This is a genomic window from Lysinibacillus sp. NPDC096212 (genome assembly GCF_044763105.1).
Lineage (GTDB): Bacteria > Bacillota > Bacilli > Bacillales_A > Planococcaceae > Lysinibacillus.
In genome coordinates this window covers 25,354-41,760 of record NZ_JBIWFQ010000001.1, presented here as the reverse complement: position 1 = coordinate 41,760, position 16,407 = coordinate 25,354, and the positions used below count along the sequence as shown (strand labels likewise).

The window sequence follows — 16,407 nt, the reverse complement described above, 5'->3', positions numbered from 1 at the left end:
TCAAATATATTGACACAAAAACCACTTTGACGTAGATTTAAACTAATTGCATAAAAGCATTAGGTGCCCATTGCGGGAGAATAGGGAATAAAGTGAAAAGCTTTAGCGGTCCCACCACTGTAAAAGGGAGTTTCATAGAGAATGCCACTAGCGTCTTGCTGGGAAGGTTCTATGAAATGTTGAAATTGAGCCAGGAGACCTGCCTATCTGCTTCGGTTATATAGACGATGGAAAAGTCTGTAGTTTATTTGTTATGGAATAAACTACAGGCTTTTTATTTTTTTCTCTAAATCATTCTTCGAGTAACAAGGGCAAAAAAGAAAGGGGAAATTTTCATGCAATTATTACAACAGACGATTCAAAACATTCAAAGTGCTGACCACAAAATGATGGAGAAGGCAAGGGAACGCATAGATGCACTTTGCAAGCCTCCTGGAAGCTTGGGGAAACTGGAGGCTCTTGCTGTACAACTATCTGGAATTACAGGAGACCTATTTCCTGCGATTGATAAAAAGGCGATAATTGTCTGTGCAGCAGACCATGGTGTTTGTGATGAAGGGGTAACACCTAATCCACAAAATGTGACGGTCTTTCAAACATTAAATTTTCCTAGAGGAGGAACAGGTGTCTGTGCTATCGCAAAAATCACAGATGCAAAAATTGTTACAGTAGACGTTGGTGTAAAAGAGGATATTCCACATGATGCTGGTGTTATCATGAAAAAAATTAAATATGGCACGGACAATATGGCAAAAGGTCCTGCTATGTCAAGGGAAGAAGCCATTCAATCCATTGAAGTAGGAATTGAGGTAGCAACGGAAGAAATTAAAAAAGGAATCAATGTACTCGGGACAGGCGAAATGGGGATCGGTAATACGACTCCAAGTGCTGCAATATTATCGGTTCTTCACGAATGTCATCCAAATGAAGTGACAGGCTTTGGTGCAGGAGTAGGACCAGGGGGGATAGCACATAAAGTAGAAGTCATTCACAATGCTATTGCATTAAATAAACCAAATCGCGATGATGCTATTGATATTCTTGCAAAGGTCGGTGGATTAGAAATAGGCGCTATGGCTGGAGTAATACTTGCCGCAGCTGCACATCGTAAACCAGTTGTTATTGATGGCTTTATTTCTACTATTGCTTCACTTATTGCATACGAACTCGAACCAAACGTAAAAGACTATATCATTCCATCTCATGCCTCTGAAGAACCAGGTGCAAAAATTGCTGCTGAAATGCTCGGAGTTGAACCGATGTTGCAGATGAATATGCGATTGGGTGAGGGCTCTGGTGCAGCTTTAGCCTTTCCTATTTTAGACGCAGCATGCTCTATGATGAAAAATATGGCTACTTTAGAAGAAGCTATGTTGCTGTTGAAAGATTAACTTTAGTCGCTGCTGAGGATGTACGGAGTTTGTGATAAATAAGGAATTTATAAATTCAAAAAAGCCCAAATCTGATATTTGGGCTTTTTAATTATGCAACAGTATAACTATGCTCGATTCAACCTCCGTAACGGTAAACGCCATTTCTTCATGTATGAAAGTATTCTTAGTACTGTGATCACTCCAAATAATACATATAAAAAGATATCCCCTGAAAATAGTTGAAGTCCGATGATAAGCCCGGCTAGCGCTGCCCAAACACCATAGATTTCATCACGAAGAACTAACGGTTTACGTCTAGCTAATAAATCGCGAACAATTCCACCACCTGACCCTGTTAAGACAGCAGCTACAATAACGGCACTAATAGGCATGTCGAGCTTCACAGCATAAAGGGCACCTTGAATCGCAAATGCCGATAATCCGATAGCATCAGTGAAATTGCCCCAGCGATGCCAATGCTGAATGAGACGATGTGGAAATAAGAAAAAAATTGTGATGGCTGCAATGGCGATTTGAAACATCATATCTTGACCCCACAATGTTGTTACAGGTAAACCTATGAGTAGATTTCGTATAGCTCCACCGCCGAAAGCAGTTACGATACCGAGTATATAGACACCGAATAAATCGTATTCTTCCTCCATTGCAATTATTGCCCCGGAAATTGCGAAGGCAATTGTTCCAATGATACTAAAAACCTCCCAAGCCAACCCTTTCACCCCTTATGTGAATAAATCATTTCATGTTGTTGTAGATTAGTTACTAGAAAATATTAAAGTTACCTTTTTTTGTATCTAGAAGTTTTTGCAAAGAAAAGCATCGACTTTTGATTCGGAATTATCAGATATCAAATACCTTATTATAACAGAATTAAATAGATTTAGTTGGTCATTTAACTTAGTGCCTAATGAAATTAGCAAGCTTTGCAGGCAAGCTCACAAATTGATAAGATAAGATTTGAACAAATGTGAAATGGAGAAGAACATAATGACTTTTACAACCAATTTATCAGAAGAAACACTAGCATTAGCTGCTAAAATAGAAGAAAAGGTACGCCCTTTTCATGCAAAGGTAGAAGACATGGCATTCTTCAATCAACAAAAAGTGCTTGCTGCGTTCCGAAAGCATCAAGTTAGTGATTATCATCTGCACCCGTCTAATGGTTATGGCTATGATGATGAGGGGCGTGACAATCTAGAACGAGTTTATGCAGAGGTCTTTGGAGCGGAGGCTGCCATTGTACGTCCGCAAATTATTTCTGGTACACATGCAATTACACTTAGCTTATTCGGAGTACTACGTCCAGGTGATGAATTACTTTATATTTCGGGTCAGCCGTATGATACATTGCAATCAATAGTTGATGGTGGCGATAAGGATACTGGCTCGTTAAAAGATTATAAAATCGGTTATAGCCATGTGGATTTAATCGATAATCAAGAGATCGATTGGGAAGGTGTTGCAGCTGCAATTACAGCAAACACAAAAATGATTGCTATCCAACGTTCGAAAGGCTATGCAACACGCCCATCCTTTACCATTTCGCAAATTACAGAAATGTGTGCAAAAATCCGTGAATTAGCACCAAATGCGGTTATTTTCGTTGATAATTGCTACGGTGAATTTGTTGAGGCACAGGAACCGACCGAGGTTGGGGCTGATTTAATAGCAGGCTCGCTCATTAAAAATCCTGGCGGAGGCTTAGCGAAAATTGGTGGTTACATTGCGGGGCGTGCAGATTTAGTAGAAAAATGTGCTTATCGAATGACATCACCAGGTATTGGTGCTGAAGCAGGAGCAACATTAAATACGCTTGGTGACTTCTATCAAGGATTTTTCCTTGCACCACATGTAGTATCTCAAGCATTAAAAGGTGCCATTTTCACAGCTGCTATGCTAGGGGAAATTGGCATGAATACATCACCAAGCTATGATGCTAATCGTACAGATTTAATTCAATCGGTTTCTTTCCAAACCGCGGAACAAATGATTGCTTTTTGCCGTGAAATTCAAGCGAACTCACCAATTAATGCGCATTATGCACCAGAACCGGCGTATATGCCTGGCTATGAGGATGATGTCATCATGGCAGCTGGAACATTCATTCAAGGTTCAAGTATTGAGCTGACAGCAGACGGTCCTATTCGTCCGCCATTTACAGCATTTATTCAAGGTGGGTTAACATACGAGCACGTAAAATTTGCAATTTGTAGTGCTGTTCAAAAAATCCAAAAATAGGTAACGAAAAACTATTCAAAACTTCCATTTTGAATAGTTTTTTTATTGATGGACGAAAAGTTGAAGGTGACCTTTGTTAAAACGTATATTAGCAGAAATCACTCCTACGTTAGGATCATAAACTTAGTTTTTTACAATTTTTCGTCAGTTCAAAAAAATTATTTTATCTCATGTTAGGAAACCTTACATGAGTGGTTGACAGTGTAAATTTTTCGTTATATTATTAGCAGGTATTGGAGGGGACTTAAATGAGTCGTGAAATTAGACGAACTATGCCGTTATTATCTATGAATATCGTAATGCAATTGACAGAGCTTTCGGCACGTCAGATTCGTTATTATGAAGAACACCATTTAATTGAGCCGCACCGAACAGAAGGCAACCGTCGAATGTTTTCATTAAATGACGTCGATACACTGCTGGAAATTAAAGATTATTTGGATCAGGGTATGAACATGGCGAAAATTAAAAAGCTGTTCGCTAAAAAGAATGAACCTGTTTCAACAGATGAACGTGATTTAAGTGACTCAGAATTACGTCACATCATGCGTGAAGAAGTGCGTCAAGCGCAGCGCATGCAAAAATCATCCATCCGACGTGGGGATTTATCTCGATTCTATTAATAAAAAGCAACATCATTCATTTCTTTATTAATAGAGTAGGGTAATAATAAAAAGCTAGACAATTTATAGGAGTGTGGAAAACTGTGGGTAAATACACTAAAGAGGACATTAAACGTCTAATCGAAGAAAAAAACGTAAGCTTTATACGTCTACAATTTACAGATATTCTTGGCACAATCAAAAACGTTGAGATTCCTGTAAGCCAACTAGACAAAGCACTAGAAAACAAAATGATGTTTGATGGCTCATCCATTGAAGGCTTCGTACGTATCGAAGAATCAGATATGTATTTATATCCTGATCTAGATTCTTTCGTAGTGTTCCCTTGGACTTCTGAAAAAGGGAAAGTAGCACGTTTCATCTGTGATGTATACACTGCTAAAGGCGAGCCATTTGCTGGTGACCCACGAAACAACTTAAAACGTATCCTTAAGAAAATGGAAGATATGGGATTCTCAAGCTTCAATTTAGGACCTGAGCCAGAATTCTTCTTATTTAAATTAGATGCAAAAGGTGAACCGACATTAGAAGTGAACGACCACGGTGGTTACTTCGACTTAGCACCAACTGATCTTGGCGAAAACTGCCGTCGTGATATCGTATTAGAGCTAGAAGAAATGGGCTTTGAAATTGAAGCGTCTCACCATGAGGTAGCTCCTGGACAACATGAAATCGACTTCAAATATGCAAACGCAATCACAGCTTGTGACAATATTCAAACGTTCAAATTAGTTGTTAAAACAATTGCACGTAAACACGGTCTACATGCTACATTCATGCCGAAGCCATTATTCGGTGAAGCGGGTTCTGGTATGCACTTTAATGTTTCGTTATTTAAAGGTAAAGAGAATGCATTCTACGATGAATCTACTGAATTAGGCCTTTCTGAAACAGCAATGCAATTCATGGCAGGTGTGCTTGGCCACGTTCAAGGCTTCACAGCTGTGACAAATCCAACAGTTAACTCTTATAAACGTCTTGTACCAGGTTATGAAGCGCCATGTTATGTAGCATGGTCAGCTCAAAACCGTTCACCACTTATCCGTATCCCATCAGCACGTGGTCTTTCAACTCGTGTAGAAGTACGCTCTGTGGACCCATCTGCTAATCCGTATTTAGCGATGGCTGTTATTTTAGAAGCTGGTCTTGAAGGGATCCGTCGAAACTTAACACCACCAGCTGCTATTAATCGAAACATCTACGTGATGTCTGATGAAGAGCGTAAAGCGAATGGTATCGCAAACTTACCACCAGCACTTGATGATGCTTTAGCATTACTTGCTAAAGATGAAGTAGCTCAAGCAGCTTTAGGTGAGCATATTTATGCAAACTTTAAAGAAGCAAAAGAAATCGAGTTTGACATGTATCGTACAACAGTACACCAATGGGAACGCGATCAATATTTAAAAATGTACTAAAAATATTAACCGAGTGCCTAGTATAGGTGCTCGGTTTTTCTTATGAAATTAAGAGATCGATAGTAAAGATAGAAATAGGTATTTTCATAGGAGTATGCTATAAAAAAATGAAGCGATGAGGTATTACTAACCTCATCGCATATTTTTTAATAGCCCATATGATGATGACCCATATGATGATCCATAGGATGGCACATATGATGACCCATATGATGATGGCCCATGTGATGGTGCCCCATATGATGATGTCCCATATGATGATGTGGCATATGGCAAGGCTCAGGTGGCATCTCGCAAAGTGTGTGTGTTTCGCAACATTCTTCCACTACACATTCAGTGCAAGGGAAATGATATTGATGATCAATTATATGTTTGTTAACTGTTGTAATATGTGCTGGTTGTACATGAGGTACGACCGTATGGATGTAATTAGTGCGTACATATTCCTCTGGTGGACAACAATGTGGTTGTTCAAATTGAGTTGGGCAATGCTGCGGTGGACAACAATGTGGACCTGCGTGATGATGATGATGATGCATACGTCTATGCATGGTAAAACCTCCTGTTTTGATAAGTTGTGGTTCATAATTAACATATGAGATGAAAGACGGTATGGTCTATTTGTATGCCTATTAAGGGCTAGTTAAATCTCTTAGGCAATCAAAATAGGTATGATTAATGGAGAGTTTCACCAAGCTTTAACTTCTCTCAGCGGATGTTTGGACACCTGCTGAGAGAAGTTAAAGCCTCCGGATGCAATTATGCAAGGCTTAATTGATCTTTGTCGAAAGATAATGATACTAAGAAGAAGTGTGGATAATTAAAAGAGAATTATAACAATAACAAATTTTTATGGATTGAATAAAAATGCATTTTGTTGTAGAATTAACCGATGTATTGTTGGTTTATGATATTTTATAGCTATGACTTAAAGAATAGAGATTTTGCATTGCGGATGTTAATTATAAAAAAGTATGTTTGGACATTCCTTTATTACTTTTTAGAGGGATGTTTTTTTATTTTATCCGTATTCTATCTTTATCTCGCATTAACGACAGTAATTGATCTGTATCAAAAGCGAAGCGTCAGGTACAAGAATCCCGCATCGAAATTCAGCGAAAGTAAAGAATATAGGTGGGAGATTAACGGCTCGTAAATGCCTGAGAGGTAAAGACTAATGTTCAGTGAGGAATAAGAAATTCCCGCTGATTAAAGTATAGATATACATTTCTTAGCGGATGTCACGGAATCGGAAAGGAGTTCACATAGGATGTTAGCCTAAGATCATCGCATCCATGCGATAACGGCTAACTGACCTGCGTCACGCAGGCCTAAGCACAAAGCCGATTCCGGACGCAATTATGCCGAGGCATAATTGATCAGTCCATAACTAACAAGCTTGATGTATAAAACTTCGAAAAAACCTAGAGAAATGAGGCTTTAAATGATGAAAAAATATCCTTTTTCTACATACTTTTTCTTCATAATTCCGTCTCTTATTGGTGTCCTGTTATTTATGACACCAGTCTTAACGGAAGATGGATGGAAAGTTCCAATTGCTATTTTAGCAAATTTACTAGCAGGTTTTGTTGCTCCGGTTATTAGTTATTTTACTATAATTATATTCGCGATTTCGGCAATTGGTTCACTTATTGCCAAATTTATTCCACGAAATAATTCAAAAGAGCCTAGTATTTTAGAGACATTATTTTATGTAAATTGGTTTTGGACAATTATAAGAGTCATTGGTTTAGTATTTGCCTCAATGGTTGTCTTTGATTTTGGACCATCGGCGATTAATAATGAAAATACTGGTGGATTATTAATGAACCCAGACGATGGTTTAGTAACATTTTTATTCACGATTTTCTTATTTGCAGGCATTCTATTACCGTTTTTAACAAACTTCGGCCTGCTTGAATTTTTCGGAACGATGATGGTAAAAATCATGCGTCCTCTCTTTAAAAGCCCTGGTCGCTCATCGGTTGATGCACTTACATCGTGGGTTGGAGATGGAACAATTGGTGTTCTTATGACGAGTAAGCAATATGAAATGGGGAACTACACGAAAAAAGAGTCTGCCATTATTGCAACGAGCTTCTCGGTAGTATCCATCACATTCTGTATCGTAGTGTTAGATACAGTGCATTTGTCACGCTATTTTATTCCATATTACTTAACGGTTGTCCTTTGTGGTCTTGTGTTAGCGATAGTAATGCCACGAATTTTCCCACTTTCTAACAAAGAAGATACTTATATCGACGGTACACCAGTAGATCCATCGCGTGAGGAATTACCAGAAGGCTATAATTCTGTGTCACATGGCTTAGAAAATGCTTTAGCCGTTGCGCATGCAAATCGTGACCCACGTCAATTTTTGAAAGATGGAATTAGAAATGTTTTGGATTTATGGGTTGGTGTAGCACCGGTTGTTATGGCTTTTGGTACGGTTGCTTTAATGCTTGCTGAATTCACGAATGTTTTTGCATTTTTAGGAAAGCCGTTTGAACCTATTTTAACAGTGCTTGGTTTACCAGAAGCAGCTGAGGCAGCACAAACGATGGTTGTTGGCTTTGCTGACATGTTCCTACCTTCAATTTTAGGGGCAGGGATTGAAGCTGACACTACACGATTTGTAATTGCTGTCGTTTCTGTGACACAGCTTATTTATATGTCTGAAGTCGGTGGACTTATTTTAGGTACAAAGATTCCACTTAAATTTTTAGATCTAATTGTAATTTTCTTAATACGTACGATTATTTCACTACCAATCGCAGCATTAGTTGCACATATACTCTTTTAGACTAAAAAGGCAATTGTTCGAATTTACTAACGCGAACAATTGCTTTTTTCTTTATCTAAATGCGTGTTAAAAGAATAAATTGAACAGAATACAACTTGACACATAATTTCATTGAGTTGGGAAAAACTACACTTAAAGTGATACTGAGGTGATAAAATGGACAGAATTTTTTCTCTCTGCTTAAGTTCCTGTTATTTATTATTTTCTCAACCAAGTGATGCCTATATCAATGATTCGCTCAGTTCTTATGAAGAAATTTATCCTGAAATAGGCTATAAAACGGTTGAAGCAGCTGCCTCCGATTTTGAACGGCACTATCATCAAGGGCTAAAGCTACCACTTCGAGTACCTTCTATTAGTTTTACACATCATTTTGGTCGTTTTAATGATCTTGATGGTGACATGAACGATTTTTTTGAAGCGACATTTATTAATCATCAACTTCCTGAGCATCATTATAAAATAACGGTTCGACCTATTCAGTTTAAGTATCCATCTAAAAAAGAAAATATAGTAAAGACATACAAGTTGAAAAACGGAACGACTTCAAATTATATGGAAATTTCAGGTTTCAATGTACTTGCATTTAAAAGAGAAGATTGGCAATATATGCTGTGGATTGATAAAAGGGTTTCAAATAAGGTAACACCTGAAGTTTTAGTAGACATAGCCAATTCTATTGACTACACAACGCAAGAGGATGAACAGGGTTAATATAAAAATGCCAAGTCCTTTACTTCAAGATGTGATTTTACTCAATAAACTTAAAAACATCGAAAAAGCATTGGGTATTGATTTCCCAATGCTTTTTATTTGGTGATACAGATTATATAAAATTAGGCGATACTTTTTAATGGTATTTGACAAAAACATCTAGCAATAAGGCCTTCTCCTACCTGTTAAGTCAAATGCTCATACTTTTTATATACCATACACTTTTTCATCTATAATTTGATAATCATAGCCTTTGAGAGGTATTTTTGAATTAATATGAATGATTACTCCAAATATTAGGGAGATTAACCCCCATATCAAACAAATAAAGTGTACGTATACACTTGGGATGGAATAGATGAACGCCATACTGAGGCACACACCCACCATCACCATAATGAAATATAGATACTCTAGATGAACCCAACAAAGAATGATTAAATGTGTGGCGTTAATAATGCAAAGGATTGGCAATATCTTTGTCGAATCTAATTGATTAACTAATAACAGTACTGGAAAACAACAAACAGTTATCGCTGAAGCAAATCCGACCAATGATGTATACTGGCTTGGATTTGCTTTCATTTTCAACAATTTATAAAATAGGCTTCCTATTATCGGGACTAATAAACCACCCCATATGTAAACCTTGGTTAATAAAGTTTCATCAAGAACGTAAGTTAATGCAAATGCCAACAGCCAATATATAGAACCAGCTATGAGCATAAAACCACCGCCGCGATATTGCTGTATAAAATCGAACCTATCCCTATGAACCATAACATTATTAGGTACAAATGGTATCCTCATATTAATGTCTCCTTCTTAAAGTAATATAAATTCTCATAGTATAACAGCTTATAGTTATCGTAATAAACAGGATTCCGAAATGCTTCTAGAATTATGCTGCTGGATTGACCGAAGCATTTCGGATTGCCATTGTTATGATTGAGTAAAGTAATATACTAAAAATTAATAAACTACTTAATAAAGTAAAGGTAGATATATTTGATAGTAGGTCAAACAAAGAAGAATACCACTTGAAGATAATTGTAACAATGGGAATTAAGACTAGTAACCCGATAAAACTGTAACCACCAACAGTTCCTAAGCGATAAAAGACAACATTCAATAAAAGACCAGCTGTTAGGAAGAAGAGCAGTAAAACAGTATCCAATGCCATCGTTTGTAAAAATGATGGGGAATTATTAAAAAATAAAATAGGATGAATAATGAATATGTTAGAAACGAAAGTAATTATTTTTTGTGTACAACCAATTATGAAGGCACCTACTAAGCTCCAACAGATGAAAAAGAACCCCACATTGAACATAAATTGCATGCGACATAAACCAAGCCTTAAAAAATAAGACAAGGTTTTATTTAGTAACTTTGCTGCCATGACACTGGAAAAGATATAAACAGGTATAGAAATCATGATGGAAAAAGAATAATTATGAAGTTCAAAAAAAGTATCTATGAAAAGCGAAAATAGGACGATTGAAAATAAAATGCACCAAAAAGTTATAATTTGTTTTTTATAGCTTTGAAATAATACATACAAACTACCCTTTACTGTATTCATTTAATAGCCCTCGCTTTCTGCTGTTTACTTAAATACACCAACATATCCTGTAATGAAACACGTTCAAGCATAATATTCTGTCCTTCAATGGATTGACCATCAGCGAATACAATTGCAGTTAGCTCCTGCATAAATGTATGTTTGTAAATAACTTCTAGACCACGTATTGCTTGCTCGACATCAGAAGCACTACCTTTTACTGCAACAATATGCTCATGCCATTGTTCCGATGTTTTCTGAAGCAGTAATTGTCCTTCGTGTAAAATAAGTATTTCTTCAAATAGCCCACTTGCCTCATCAATTAAATGTGTAGACAAAATAAAAAGTCTTGGATTTTCGGTTTGTTGTTCAATCAATAAATCATAAAAAGTATTTCGAGCAGCAACATCAAGTCCGATATAAGGCTCATCGAAGATCGTAATACCTGCATTACTCGCAAATCCTGTAATAATGCCTAACGCAGACACCATTCCTTTTGATAAGCTGCGAACCTTATCTTTTGGATTTAGAGCAAAAACTTCTAGTAGCTCCATTGCAAGATTCCCATCCCATTTTGGATAAAAGAAGCTATTCGCCTTTAACGTTTGTGCAATGGTCATTTCCTCTTGAAAGTTTTCACTCTCTGCAACAAAACAAATATCACGTAGAGTTAAAGGTACATTAAATACATTTTCTCCATTGACAGTGATGTTCCCGTTAGTTGTAGCAATAAGTCCTGATAATAAATTTAAGAATGTAGTTTTGCCAGCGCCATTATGGCCCAAAAACCCAATGATTTTAGGTCCTTCAATTGTAAAAGAGATATTTTTTAAAGCTTCCTTATGTCTATATGATTTACTAACATTTCTCACTTCAATTTTCATACGTTAACCCCTTTGTAACATATTTTGTAATTCTACATCTGAAATACCTAATCTTATTGCTTCTTTCTTCAATGGCTCTATATGTTGATTAAAAAAATTTTCTCTACGCTCCGCAATTAATATTTCGCGAGCGTCAGCACTAACAAACATACCGACGCCTCGTTTTTTATAAATTACGCCTTTGTCCACTAATTCGTTCACGCCCTTTCCAGCTGTTGCGGGATTAATTTGATATTCCTTTGCAAACTCATTTGTAGATGGAATGCGATCTTCTGGTTGTAGGTGGCCATCTAAAATCCCATCCTCTATTCGTTCGCGTATTTGCTGGAAAATGGGCTTTTCGCTATTTAAAGAGTGAATTACAATCCACCTCCTTATGTTAACTGGTTAATTACTTATGTAACTAACCATATAACGATAGGATATTTTTGTCAATGCTAAATTATGAAAAATTTAGTTGACGGAATGCATTCATTAAGTTAATATTACTAGCGAATAAGAAAGAGGTTCATAGCGCATACCCTCTATAAAAAACTATGGATGACGTCATTTACGCCATATCCCAAAAATGCGGATATGGCGTTTTTTTTATTAGATTTAATGCGTAATGGACTTCTCACAACTTGAGGAGGCATTTTTATGGCAGGAAGAAATGAAGAACAAGGATTACAGGATTTAACCCTACTTGGTAACCAAAACACAAAGTATTTATTTGAATACTCTCCGGGGATACTTGAGGCAGTTGGCAATTTACATACGAAAAACGATTTCTTTGTGAAATTTAATTGTCCGGAATTCACGAGTCTATGTCCAATGACAGGGCAGCCTGACTTTGCGACAATGTATATATCTTTTATTCCAGATAAAAAGCTAGTAGAGAGTAAATCTTTAAAGCTCTATTTATTTAGCTTCCGTAATCACGGGGATTTCCATGAGGATTGTGTTAACATCATCATGAATGATTTAATTAAGCTGATCGAGCCACGCTATATTGAAGTATGGGGCAAGTTTACGCCACGTGGTGGCCTATCCATTGATCCATGGTGTAACTATGGTCGCCCGGGCACAAAATATGAAAAAATGGCGGAGCATCGTTTGATGAACCACGATTTGTATCCTGAAAAGGTAGATAATCGCTGATGCTTTACTATTTAAATGGATTGTTTGTAGGGTTTTTAATTTTAGCAAATGTTTTAGCTGTTAAAGTGTTTAGTATAGGCGAATGGATAATGCTTCCCGCAGCAGCGATTTTAATTATTTTTACGTATCCTCTTATTGATGTAATTTGTGAAGTATATGGCAAGGAAGCGGGCGGTCGCACGGTAAGAACAGGGCTTATGGCACAGGTGTTTGCGGCATGCTTTATCGCGATTGCCATTGCACTACCACCTGCAGAAGCCTTTGGTCATCAACAGGAGTTTGAGACAATTCTCGGCGGCAGTATGCGCGTCATTATTGCAAGTCTTGTAGCCTATACGGTCAGTGTTAATTTGGATGTAGTGATATTTAATAAATTTAAGGAAAAGCATGGAAGCGGTAAGCTTTGGCTTCGAAACAATGCTTCTACGATGCTAAGCCAACTCATCGATACGGCATTATTTATTACGATAGCCTTTTATGGAATAATGCCAATTAAAGTGTTACTGACATTATTTATAACACAGTATTTGTTTAAATTTTTTGCGTCCGTTGTAGCAACTCCACTTGTTTATGGGCTAGTTTTCGTTGCGCGAAGATTTGATAAACGTAAAGGCTTTGAACCATCTCATTATTGAGATGATTCAAAGTGATGAAAAACAAAAATGGGGATATAAGAAGTGTTGTGTCGTTTACCTTCGTAACTCTCTGCTTTAGCAATAACAACGCCCAATCGGAACGGAAATTAACCCCTAGTTTGCCGAAGAGCTATACTTAATTTCATTAACATAATAGATTTTCAACAACTAGAAGCCATCTCATACCTGAGATGGCTTTTTAGTGTGTGCTTTGCGAAAACTAGCGTTGCAAATTTGTACTTCATAATATTTGTGGAATAAGAATCCCTCTTATTCTACGTTTATAGCTCCATTTTAGCATATGTGCAGTAATGCGGCGGAGCATATACTGTGTATGAGAAGGGAGGAGGTGAGTATATATGAGAATTAACTGGATGATCCGTTTTCAGCATAAACCATTTTTACTTGCGCTATTTTCGTTGATTTTATTACTCGCACAACAAGTAGCAGCTATTTTTGGCTACGATTTAACGAGTGCAATGAGTGATCAGGCAATGACCATCTTAAATATCGTATTATCAATTTTCGTTTTATTAGGAGTTGTTGTAGATCCAACAACGCGGGGAACCAGTGATAGTCAACGTGCTTTAATGTATCGAAGACCTAGATAAACAGGGGAGTAAAAATAAATCAAAAGTGTAATTTTACAATAAGGATAAATATGTTATAATGTTAAAAAATTGATAATGCAGGGAGGATGATTGAATGTCGCTTGAAATGGAGCGGAGGGTTGCCACGCTCGAGCAGGAAATGATGGATCTACGGCAGGAATTAGAGGGCTTAAAGCGTCGGCAATCTGTTGCTAAAACAAGTACATTGAACGCCAGAAAATCCATTATTGAACAATCTACGCCAAAACTAGCGCAAAACCCAAAGCCAAATCCAAACTTGGAACCAAAGCCAAAAACAATGCCAGCTCCAGAAAAAAAGATGGAGCCACAGCGAACGTTGGAAGAGCATATTATGTGGGCACTTCCAAAAGTATTTATGGTAATTTTAGTGATGGGGGTGCTTTGGGGTCTTAAGCTTGTGAGTGATTATGGCTATTTATCGAATGAGGTTAAAATCATCCTCGCCTACGCATTATCGCTTGCTTTAGCAGCAACAGCTTATGTGTTGGAGCATAAAAAAATAGGATCCTCAGCCATCACGATTTCTTTGTACGGCGGAGCGTTTATTGTTGGCATATTAACAACAGCGGCTAGTGCGATATTGTATGAAATCATCGGTTTAACGATGGCACTTGTTATTGCCGTTGTTTATATCGGCTACGGTATTGCTATTAGCTATTTAAAGAAAAATGAAGTACTAACAATATTTGTAGCGTTTACTTCATTATTACTACCTTATTTACTAGAATATATGGATTTTAGTCCAATAATTATTTTAATCTATGTGGTTGTCCTATTTACGATGCTGCAATTTGTCATTCATCAACACAAGCAGAAATTGGCGCTCTATATAGCAACCTTTTTCTCAGTGCTAGCGGTCAGCATTATAGCGTTTATGAATCATGACAATCGAGCTGTTTTTGCAATAGGTTTCCTTGTTGTTTTATCTATTTTTTACACGAGTTGGTGCCGTTTATATAATGCAGAGTCTAAATTGAAATATATTCACGTTGGACTTCAATTTAGCCTAGGAGCCTTTAGTTTATTGCTCTTGAACTTTATCATTAGTCCTATTGAATATAGTGAAGCACTATTACTCATATTAGTTTTCTTGTTTGCAGCTTTAGCGGGTTATGGCTATAAGCAAAAATGGCAGGAGGCATTTGATAGTGCCGTAACACTCGCATTTATTACACTATGTAATACGTTACTAGTTATGAATTTCCCGGAGAAAGTGGATCATTTGCTCATCCCGTTCATTACCTTTGCGGGCGTAATGATGAGTTTACGTTTACGAGCTAGTATGATGAAGGTTGTCAGCTCATTTTTATTTATGATTACACTCGCTTTAAGCTTTATAATTCATGAGCCAACACCATTTTTCAGCATAGACCATGTTAGCTTGATCATGCCAGGAATATATCTCCTGATTATTTATGTATATGCAAGACGTCCAAAAGAGACACAGACTGCATTTGAAAAGGTAATGAAGGAACTATATGTGATTGATTTTTTAGCAGTAATAACGACTGGTTATTTCTTAGCTTATATCGGAAAGCTAGATGGAACGTACTTTGCAGGTGCTGGTAATATTCCGCATCTAATGTGTATAATCCTCGCTTTACTTTTCGTGGGATCGCTTTTAGTACCAACAAAATACAAAGGGCGCGCATTAACGCCAGTCCTTAGTGTATTTTTCATTCTCTTTACAATAATGCTTGAAGTTATTCCGTACAATATGCAAGGTGTCGAGTGGTTAAATATAGTGACAAGAATCGTATATATTGCTGTTATCGTAGCAATTATGATCGATTTACTGATGAAAGGGCGCATTTATCAAAGCTATCAAGAGCAAATAGAGAAACTTCTTGATCCAATTGTAAGTGCAGGTGTGGTGCTTACGATGATATCTGTTTGGGGTCTCATATCCCAGCTTTCCTACAACAGTTTGCTTGATTGGAAGCTAAGCATTGCCTTCTCAACGATTACATTATTCTTGACAGCAAGTATCTCGCTTTGGCTTAGCAAAGTGCGCAACTTACGAACATTACGCATAACAGGTTTTATCATCTTAGTTATTGCGTTTATTAAGCTTATATTCTTTGATTTGTCCGCGTTAGACTTACTAATACGAGCTGTCCTGTTTATTACAATTGGTGGGGTTGGGTTGCTGTTGTCGGGTAGGTTGTTGAGGAAATGAATAAATTATTTAGACACTAAGTATGTTTTCACAAAAAACGTTTACCTTAATTTTGGGTAAACGTTTTTTTACATCGTATTGCTTTTTATTGTAATTTAAACGTAGTTCGCTTTACATATTATTAGGAATGGAAAATTTTGAAAAATATATATATTCATATGAAGAAGTGGTCTTGTAAATATT

The 16,407-nt window shown here is 37.0% G+C and carries 16 protein-coding genes and 1 riboswitch; of the genes, 10 read left to right on the top strand and 6 right to left on the bottom strand.

Translation table 11 applies throughout. The features are described from left to right. The first annotated feature begins 44 nt into the window (after positions 1 to 44). Positions 45 to 221, top strand: a riboswitch (cobalamin riboswitch). Positions 222 to 335: 114 nt separating this feature from the next. Further along, on the top strand, positions 336 to 1,391 hold the full coding sequence (cobT, locus tag ACIQ7T_RS00225; protein WP_370075109.1) for a nicotinate-nucleotide--dimethylbenzimidazole phosphoribosyltransferase: 1,056 nt from the start codon (positions 336 to 338) through the stop codon (positions 1,389 to 1,391). Positions 1,392 to 1,498: 107 nt separating this feature from the next. Here cobT and ACIQ7T_RS00220 read toward each other — a convergent pair whose 3' ends face one another. Further along, a complete protein-coding gene (locus ACIQ7T_RS00220; protein ID WP_370075108.1) occupies positions 1,499 to 2,104 on the bottom strand; it encodes a trimeric intracellular cation channel family protein in 606 nt (201 codons plus the stop codon). A 277-nt stretch (positions 2,105 to 2,381) separates the two neighbouring features. Between ACIQ7T_RS00220 and ACIQ7T_RS00215 the strand changes: the two genes are divergently transcribed. The 3 genes from ACIQ7T_RS00215 to glnA all read left to right on the top strand — a co-directional run bounded on the left by ACIQ7T_RS00215 (position 2,382) and on the right by glnA (position 5,673). Beyond that, on the top strand, positions 2,382 to 3,632 hold the full coding sequence (locus ACIQ7T_RS00215; RefSeq protein ID WP_370075107.1) for a methionine gamma-lyase family protein: 1,251 nt from the start codon (positions 2,382 to 2,384) through the stop codon (positions 3,630 to 3,632). A 248-nt stretch (positions 3,633 to 3,880) separates the two neighbouring features. Further along, a complete protein-coding gene (locus tag ACIQ7T_RS00210; RefSeq protein WP_370042727.1) occupies positions 3,881 to 4,255 on the top strand; it encodes a MerR family transcriptional regulator in 375 nt (124 codons plus the stop codon). An 83-nt stretch (positions 4,256 to 4,338) separates the two neighbouring features. Further along, positions 4,339 to 5,673 (top strand): type I glutamate--ammonia ligase, encoded by a 1,335-nt coding sequence (gene glnA / locus ACIQ7T_RS00205; protein WP_370075106.1) that lies wholly within the window; start codon positions 4,339 to 4,341, stop codon positions 5,671 to 5,673. Between the two features lie 146 nt (positions 5,674 to 5,819). Here glnA and ACIQ7T_RS00200 read toward each other — a convergent pair whose 3' ends face one another. After that, positions 5,820 to 6,224, bottom strand: a complete 405-nt coding sequence (locus tag ACIQ7T_RS00200) for a hypothetical protein (RefSeq protein ID WP_402868004.1) — start codon at positions 6,222 to 6,224, stop codon at positions 5,820 to 5,822. 896 nt (positions 6,225 to 7,120) lie between these two features. Here ACIQ7T_RS00200 and ACIQ7T_RS00195 point away from each other — a divergent pair. After that, positions 7,121 to 8,476 carry a YjiH family protein gene (locus tag ACIQ7T_RS00195; protein ID WP_370075339.1) on the top strand — a complete coding sequence of 452 codons (1,356 nt, stop codon included), beginning with the start codon at positions 7,121 to 7,123 and terminating at the stop codon, positions 8,474 to 8,476. 156 nt (positions 8,477 to 8,632) lie between these two features. After that, positions 8,633 to 9,190, top strand: a complete 558-nt coding sequence (locus ACIQ7T_RS00190; protein ID WP_370075104.1) for a hypothetical protein — start codon at positions 8,633 to 8,635, stop codon at positions 9,188 to 9,190. A gap of 207 nt (positions 9,191 to 9,397) precedes the next feature. Here the strand turns inward: ACIQ7T_RS00190 and ACIQ7T_RS00185 are convergent, their stop codons facing one another. The 4 genes from ACIQ7T_RS00185 to ACIQ7T_RS00170 form a co-directional block, all read right to left on the bottom strand. Further along, positions 9,398 to 10,000, bottom strand: coding sequence for a DUF7010 family protein (locus ACIQ7T_RS00185; RefSeq protein WP_370075103.1), 603 nt, complete (start codon positions 9,998 to 10,000; stop codon positions 9,398 to 9,400). 91 nt (positions 10,001 to 10,091) lie between these two features. Further along, positions 10,092 to 10,775: a hypothetical protein gene (locus tag ACIQ7T_RS00180; protein ID WP_370075102.1), complete on the bottom strand. Its 684-nt coding sequence runs from the start codon at positions 10,773 to 10,775 to the stop codon at positions 10,092 to 10,094. After that, positions 10,772 to 11,638: an ABC transporter ATP-binding protein gene (locus ACIQ7T_RS00175; RefSeq protein WP_402868001.1), complete on the bottom strand. Its 867-nt coding sequence runs from the start codon at positions 11,636 to 11,638 to the stop codon at positions 10,772 to 10,774. Before ACIQ7T_RS00175 ends, ACIQ7T_RS00180 begins: the two co-directional genes overlap by 4 nt. A gap of 3 nt (positions 11,639 to 11,641) precedes the next feature. Beyond that, the gene (locus ACIQ7T_RS00170) at positions 11,642 to 11,959 is read right to left on the bottom strand and encodes a GntR family transcriptional regulator (protein WP_370075338.1); all 318 of its coding nucleotides are present in this window, start codon (positions 11,957 to 11,959) and stop codon (positions 11,642 to 11,644) included. Positions 11,960 to 12,277: 318 nt separating this feature from the next. On the opposite strand from ACIQ7T_RS00170, the gene queF reads away from it, so the two are divergent. From queF to ACIQ7T_RS00150, 4 genes are all read left to right on the top strand, one after another. Then, a complete protein-coding gene (queF, locus tag ACIQ7T_RS00165; protein WP_402867999.1) occupies positions 12,278 to 12,778 on the top strand; it encodes a preQ(1) synthase in 501 nt (166 codons plus the stop codon). Beyond that, a complete protein-coding gene (locus ACIQ7T_RS00160; protein ID WP_402867997.1) occupies positions 12,778 to 13,413 on the top strand; it encodes a queuosine precursor transporter in 636 nt (211 codons plus the stop codon). Before queF ends, ACIQ7T_RS00160 begins: the two co-directional genes overlap by 1 nt. Positions 13,414 to 13,772: 359 nt before the next feature. Beyond that, positions 13,773 to 14,024 (top strand): phage holin, encoded by a 252-nt coding sequence (locus ACIQ7T_RS00155; protein ID WP_370075099.1) that lies wholly within the window; start codon positions 13,773 to 13,775, stop codon positions 14,022 to 14,024. Between the two features lie 94 nt (positions 14,025 to 14,118). Next, positions 14,119 to 16,224 carry a DUF2339 domain-containing protein gene (locus ACIQ7T_RS00150; RefSeq protein ID WP_402867995.1) on the top strand — a complete coding sequence of 702 codons (2,106 nt, stop codon included), beginning with the start codon at positions 14,119 to 14,121 and terminating at the stop codon, positions 16,222 to 16,224. The last annotated feature ends 183 nt before the right edge of the window (positions 16,225 to 16,407 follow it).